Annotated in this window: 5 protein-coding genes and 1 pseudogene; 4 read left to right on the forward strand and 2 right to left on the reverse strand. The window is 57.7% G+C overall.

The annotated features are described in order from the left end of the window. The 4 genes and pseudogenes from DM373_RS27950 to DM373_RS27965 form a co-directional block, all read left to right on the forward strand. Positions 1-283 (forward strand): annotated as a pseudogene (locus tag DM373_RS27950) (DUF4123 domain-containing protein); the annotation flags it as partial. 14 nt (positions 284-297) lie between these two features. Continuing rightward, complete coding sequence (locus tag DM373_RS27955) at positions 298-1,077, forward strand: hypothetical protein (RefSeq protein WP_110996566.1); 780 nt, start codon at positions 298-300, stop codon at positions 1,075-1,077. 66 nt (positions 1,078-1,143) lie between these two features. Continuing rightward, positions 1,144-1,890: a hypothetical protein gene (locus DM373_RS27960; RefSeq protein ID WP_244215142.1), complete on the forward strand. Its 747-nt coding sequence runs from the start codon at positions 1,144-1,146 to the stop codon at positions 1,888-1,890. A 609-nt stretch (positions 1,891-2,499) separates the two neighbouring features. After that, the gene (locus DM373_RS27965; RefSeq protein ID WP_244215143.1) at positions 2,500-4,083 is read left to right on the forward strand and encodes a lipase family protein; all 1,584 of its coding nucleotides are present in this window, start codon (positions 2,500-2,502) and stop codon (positions 4,081-4,083) included. A gap of 112 nt (positions 4,084-4,195) precedes the next feature. On the opposite strand, the gene DM373_RS27970 is transcribed toward DM373_RS27965, so the two are convergent. Both DM373_RS27970 and DM373_RS27975 read right to left on the reverse strand, forming a co-directional pair. Continuing rightward, positions 4,196-5,464: a malic enzyme-like NAD(P)-binding protein gene (locus DM373_RS27970; RefSeq protein WP_110996568.1), complete on the reverse strand. Its 1,269-nt coding sequence runs from the start codon at positions 5,462-5,464 to the stop codon at positions 4,196-4,198. Positions 5,465-5,643: 179 nt separating this feature from the next. After that, positions 5,644-6,387, reverse strand: a complete 744-nt coding sequence (locus DM373_RS27975; RefSeq protein WP_244215144.1) for a thermonuclease family protein — start codon at positions 6,385-6,387, stop codon at positions 5,644-5,646. Between the last annotated feature and the right edge of the window lie 5 nt (positions 6,388-6,392).

A 6,392-nucleotide genomic window follows, 5' to 3' on the forward strand; every position in this document is an offset into this window, starting at 1 on the left:
CGCAAGCGATGGCGTCGTCTTGGCCAATGCCCATCGCTATCTCTGCAGCCGGCATCTGCCTGCCTACAGCGCCCTCGCCGAAAGCCAGGCGCCCCTCGACTGGCTGGAAAGCCAGCTGCGCCAGGCCTGGGCCTGGGGTTGGCATACGGGGGAGGCGATCGAGTTCCTGCTGATGCTGAGCCTGCACTCGCCGGGGTACGAGGTGCCGCGTGAGTGCGCGCCGCTGGTTGATGAAAGCCCTCAGGCGCACCTGGAGCGGCTGCGGCTTCGCACGGTGTTTTGAACAGGGAGGAAAGTATGAAGAGTTCGATACTCAAGTGTGGGGTGCTGGTCGGTTTGGTCGCAGTGGTTGGATGCGCTGAAGAAAAGCCAAATACGTTCAAGTTAGTGGGTGAATTACCCCCTGACTTTGGGTATGCGGCGGTTGTGCTCTATGAGCCGGAGCCCGGGACAAAGTGCGAAGTTACCGATTGGCGTAGAACCATGCCATCGTTCAATAGGAATTGGCCTAAAGAGTATAACCCGACGTTGAGCATTGAGATTCGAAAAACAATCAAGGGCTGCCGGATGATTGTTAGTCATATAAAAATCAGAATCATGGCGACTTATGGGAGTGCCTTTTACCATGAGTCAGAAGACAGGGCCAATGTTGGAATTTATACAGAGCTGGATGAAAAATATCGGCGCGTCATGAATGCCGAGGATGGAGATACGTTCTACGGTAAATGTCAGTGGCTATTTCGCACTATGGGGCCGGATCGTGTAATTCGAAAAATATTAGATTGCAAGAAAGATAATGAGCGCGGTGAGCTTTCTGTTGGGAGCCCCTTCGGCGCTTATATGGTTGATCAATTGCCAGGTAAAACGATCAGAATGAACATTAGGCTCTCGGAAAAGGAGAGTCCCTCTATAGGTGATACCTGGGTTGAGTTTCCATCTGGCTGGAAGCGGTGCCTAGGGAAGGGAGTCGAGGACATGTATGGCTTTTGCCGGGGGAATACAACTGATTTCATTGGCTTCAAGATGCCAGACGGACGCATCTGCAATATTTACCCCGGCTGTGAAGTCGAAAATTAAAAAACTCGGAAAACCTTGGATGATTCAAGAAGGAACGTTATGAGAAGAGGAATATCGAGATGTTTGTTGCTGACTGGCTTGATCGCGCTGGTTGGATGCGCTGAAGAAAAACCGAATACGTTCAAGTTAGTGGGTGAATTACCCCCTGACTTTGGGTACGCGGCGGTTGCGCTCTATGAACCGGAGCCCGGGACAAAGTGCGAAGTGACCGATTGGCGTAGAACCATGCCGTCGTTCAATAGGAATTGGCCTAAAGAGTACAGCCCGACGTTGACCATTGAAATTCGAAAAACGATCAAGGGCTGCAGGATGATTGTTAGGCATATAAAAATCAGAATCATGGCAACTTATGGGAGTGCCTTTTACCATGAGGCAGAAGACAGAGCCAATGTTGGCATCTATACAGAGCTGGACGAGAAATATCGGCGCGTCATGAATGCCGAAGATGGAGATACGTTCTACGGTGAATGCCAATGGCGCTTTCGCACCATGGGGCCGGATCGCGTTATTGCAAAGTTGCTACGTTGCAAAAAAGATAATGAGCGTGGTGAGCTTAATGTTGGAAGCCCGTTTGGCGCTTACTTGGTAGATCAGCTGCCGGGAAAAACGATCAGAATGAATATTAGGCTCTCGAAAAAAGAGCATCCTTCTGGAGGAGACACCTGGGTTGAGTTTCCATCTGGTTGGAAACGGTGTCTAGGGAAGGGGGTTGAGGATATGTATGGATTTTGTCGGGGAAATACAACCGACCTCATTGATTTCAAGATGCCAGATGGACGCATCTGCAGTATTTATCCAAACTGTGGTGAGTGACTAATGATAAGTCGAGACGAATTCATAAAAGAGATAAATCATCCAGTGAATGGCCTCATGTTGGTCTGCCCAAGTCGTGACGGATCAACAAGTTTTCAGTTGGTAGATGAATCTGGAAGCGGGGTTAGTTATGCGGGGGCTTTCTATGAGGTGGTTGATATTGAAGGGGTTGTGTACAGCGGCTCACTAAATGCAGAGGGCAAAGGAGAAGTCTCAAATCACTATGCTGGTCCGGTATGCTTGCGATTCAAAACAAATTATGCAGGTAGCAACGACTACTACTCATCGTTGCAACAACGCGACCATTATCCATTGATGATTACGGATATTCAGGTTCGTGCAGAACAGACTCACTATGTGAACCATGACAGTACTCGAACGACCTCCAACCCGGCAGGCGAGCATGCGGACTATTTCCTTCAAGTAGAAGTTCGGGAGCTAGTCCGTCATGGCTGCCACCTTCCTCCGCTATCAGCATGTTCCTTTCCACCCGCCAAAGGGCTCCGGCGGATCATGGGCAAGCACTGCGAGTGGGGTGTGGCGCTCATGCCCGGCAAGCATACCGTGCTGGAGGTCCGCCCGCTTCGAGCGTTCCGGCCCGTGCTATCAATGGACCCTGAGTTCTGCGCGCTGAATCTTTATCAGTTGGCGCTGATGGCCACGCTTAGCTACAACCCGTTCGGCCAGGAGCCACCGGGCCATCCTGTGCTGGCCGCTTCGGTCAGCTTTCCCCATGCCCCCACCGTCGGAAACTGGTTTGGCGAGGCGCTGGCCTGTGCTCAGGAGATCTGGCGCGTTGATTCGTCCCAGCGCAAGGAGTACTTCCCCCTGTACGAAGATGTGCCTTACTCCCAGCGATGGGAAATCGTGCCATTCGATCCTGATCTCTATCAGGAGAACAGTCCCGATTTGGGTGAAGAGCAGGAGAACCCGGCCTCTATTCATTTCCTGGATGACCGGAAGGAGCTAGACGCTACGGACACGCAGGCCTTCATCACCCACAACGCCGACGTGATGATCATCGCGATTCGCGGCACCAGCGAGATGATCCCCGACCTGCTTCGCGATTTCGATGCCCTGCAGGTGCCGTTCGAAGAGGGCAGCGGTATGGTTCATCGGGGCTTTTACCTGGCGGCGAAGCGAGCAAGGCGGTTCGTGACAAGCTACTTGCGCAAGTTCTACCAATCACAACAGCTCATCATCTGTGGCCACAGCCTTGGCGGTGCAATCGCCTTGCTGCTGGCGCAAATGCTGCGCGTATCCGACAGCCGCTACCCCCTGCAGCTCTACACCTACGGCGCCCCGCGTGCCGGCGACACCACCTTCACCCGCAGCGCCGCCGACCTGCTGCACCACCGCATCGTCAGCAACGACGACCTCATTCCCAACCTGCCGCTGCCGTGGATGAACACCCGCTACGAGGTGATCGCCCCAGGCGCCATCCTGGCGCCGATCAGCTTCCCGCTGGGCGTGAAGATCATGCACACAGGCCTGGTCAACCAGGACGGCGAGCCCTACGAGCACCATGGCGAGCTGCGCCACTTCATGCCGATCCAGCTCAGTGGCCAGGAGGAGTCGGCCATCCTCTGGAGCCCGGGCTGCACTACCATCACCGCGCAAGCTTCCTGCAACCAGTACCTGAGGCAGGTGGACAAGCTGCCCGAGCACCGCTCGTTCAGCCTCAACGATCACTACATGGTCAGCAGCTATGTCCCGGCCTGCTGGGCCATGCTGCGCCGCCACCAGCAGGCGCTGGCCAACCGCACGCCGGCGGTGACCGTGCGGGAACTGGAAGTGGTGGAGGCTGCACTGAAGGCGATCGACAAGCAGTTGCGCGAGCACCGCACCAGGCTAGCGCTGGGCGACCATTACCGGCGCCCTCAGGAGGCCAGTTTGCCGCAGATCGAGCGGGAACTGGAACGCTTGGAGGCCACCCATGCACGCCTGGGCAGCCTGCGCCGCGCACCGGTCAGCGAGGCCGACGTCTACGGATCCCTCGCCGGCCAGCCGCAACTGGCCGAAGCCTTGGCACGGTGGCAGGCGCAGCTTACCAACACCCGTGTCGAGCCCTTGGCCATGGCGCCGGCGGAGCGTGCCTCCAGGGTGCCGGAGATCAAGGTAGTCACCTCCGACGAAATCTTCGCCATGCTCGATGCCCAGAACGATCCGTCCGACCCTCTGAACTTGATATGAAAAAGGGCCCGCTACGTACGTGCGGCCCCTTGAAAGGTGGAGATGTGTCCAGCCAAACAAAAAAAGCCCCGACTCTCACGAGCCGGGGCTTTTTCATGACGCTACGACTGAATCAGCCGTTGAACACGTCATCCACGCTTTTCAGCGGGTAGTGCTTCGGATACGGCAGGGTCGCTACGCCGGACTCGATGGCGGCCTTGGCCACGGCATCGGAAACCACGGTGATCAGGCGTGCATCCAGTGGTTTCGGGATGATGTACTCACGACCGAACTCCAGTGCCTGTACGCCGTAGGCGTCGCAGACTTCCTTCGGCACCGGCAGCTTGGCCAGGTCCTTCAGGGCGACGGCGGCAGCGATCTTCATTTCTTCGTTGATGCGCTTGGCGCGAACGTCCAGGGCACCACGGAAGATGAACGGGAAGCCCAGTACGTTGTTGACCTGGTTCGGGTAGTCGGAACGACCGGTGGCCATGATCACGTCGCTGCGGGTGGCGTGAGCCAGCTCCGGGGAGATCTCTGGGTCGGGGTTCGAGCAAGCGAACACGATCGGGTTGGCAGCCATCGACTTCAGGCCTTCTGCGCTCAGCAGGTTCGGGCCGGACAGGCCAACGAACACGTCGGCACCGTCCAGGGCGTCAGCCAGGGTGCGCTTGTCGGTGGCGTGGGCGAACTGCGCCTTGTACTGGTTCAGATCGTCACGGCCGGCGTGGATCACACCGCTGCGGTCGATCATGAAGATGTTCTCGACCTTGGCACCCATGCTCACCAGCAGCTTCATGCAGGAGATGGCGGCAGCGCCGGCGCCCAGGCAGACGATCTTGGCGTCTTCGAGCTTCTTGCCGGCGATTTCCAGGGCGTTGATCATGCCGGCCGCGGTAACGATCGCGGTACCGTGCTGGTCATCGTGGAACACCGGGATGTCGCACTGTTCGATCAGGGTGCGCTCGATCTCGAAGCACTCAGGTGCCTTGATGTCTTCGAGGTTGATGCCACCGAAGGTGATGGAGATGCGGCGAACGGTGTCGATGAAAGCCTGTGGGCTTTCCGATTCGACTTCGATGTCGAACACGTCGATACCGGCGAAACGCTTGAACAGAACACCCTTGCCTTCCATGACCGGCTTCGAGGCCAGCGGGCCCAGGTCACCCAGACCGAGGATCGCGGTACCGTCGGAAATCACCGCAACCAGGTTGCCCTTGCCGGTGTATTTGTAGGCCAGCTCTGGATCACGACCAATCTCGCGCACCGGTTCGGCGACGCCTGGGCTGTAGGCCAGGGCGAGGTCACGGGCAGTGGCGGTGGGCTTGGAGAGCTCGACGCTCAGTTTCCCCGGACGGGGCTGGGCGTGGTATTCGAGAGCGGCGGTTTTCAGGTCTGACATGATGGGCATTCCGCTATTTACTGTTCTGACGGACCGCCGAGGATACGCAAAGTGCCGGGGGGCGACAAGACTGCCCGGTCACTAGTGTCAAGGCCTTTGGCCTACGACTTTACGCTATAACCCACGGGGCTTGCGAAAGCCTAGTGTGTACAATCCAATAGCAAAATGTCTACAACTATTTAGCCAGAAGCAGGCTGCAACATACTCGGATCGGTCAATGGCAACACCCAGCGCCGCTGCCCGGGCTTGAGCGCCCCCTTGCGGGAACGATCCAGCACCCAGCCCCGCACCTCGACCTGGCGTCCCTTGAGGTTAGCGAAGAAGCTGGCGGGGAAGTTGCGCTGCAGACGAGCGGGAATCCGCACTACCAGGTTATTGTCCAGTTCCAGCCAGGCACCGCCGCTATTGCGCTCGATGCCATTGATTTTGCCGCTGATCAGTGCAAAACCAGATTGCCGCACATCCCGTGCACGCAGCACCGGCGATTGCCGCCAAAGCCCTAGTCGCGCCTTGCGCGCTGCCTGTTCAGCTTGCTGCTGACACTCGGCAAGGCGTGTGTTGGGCGCAAATGCGATGCGGTAGGCCAAGCCTTCGCTGAGCAGTTGTGCTTCCAGATTGTGGCCAGTACGGCTGTAGATATGCGCCAGGGTGCGCCCGTACTTGTCTTTGCTTTCAACCCCGGGCACCAGCCCTACCCGGCCATCGCTGGCCTTGATCAACGCCTGCAGGCGGCGCTTGGCCGCTTCGGCATAGGGCTCGCTGGGCCGCCCTTTACCTGCGACTTCCGGGGCATTGATACCAATCAGGCGAACACTGCGGCCATCAACCAGGCGAACGGTATCGCCATCGACCACGTAGCGCACCGCAACCTGCTGCGGCCGGTCAGGCAACGGGCAGAAGGCCAGGGCCGGGAAATGCCAAATCGCGA

This window comes from Pseudomonas sichuanensis, assembly GCF_003231305.1.
Classification (GTDB): Bacteria; Pseudomonadota; Gammaproteobacteria; order Pseudomonadales; family Pseudomonadaceae; genus Aquipseudomonas; species Aquipseudomonas sichuanensis.

Coding starts and splice junctions, on each gene's coding strand:
- DM373_RS27965 (WP_244215143.1), top strand. CDS start 2,500: ATGGACCCTGAGTTCTGCGCGCTGAATCTTTATCAGTTGGCGCTGATG.
- DM373_RS27955 (WP_110996566.1), top strand. CDS start 298: ATGAAGAGTTCGATACTCAAGTGTGGGGTGCTGGTCGGTTTGGTCGCA.
- DM373_RS27970 (WP_110996568.1), bottom strand. CDS start 5,464: ATGTCAGACCTGAAAACCGCCGCTCTCGAATACCACGCCCAGCCCCGT.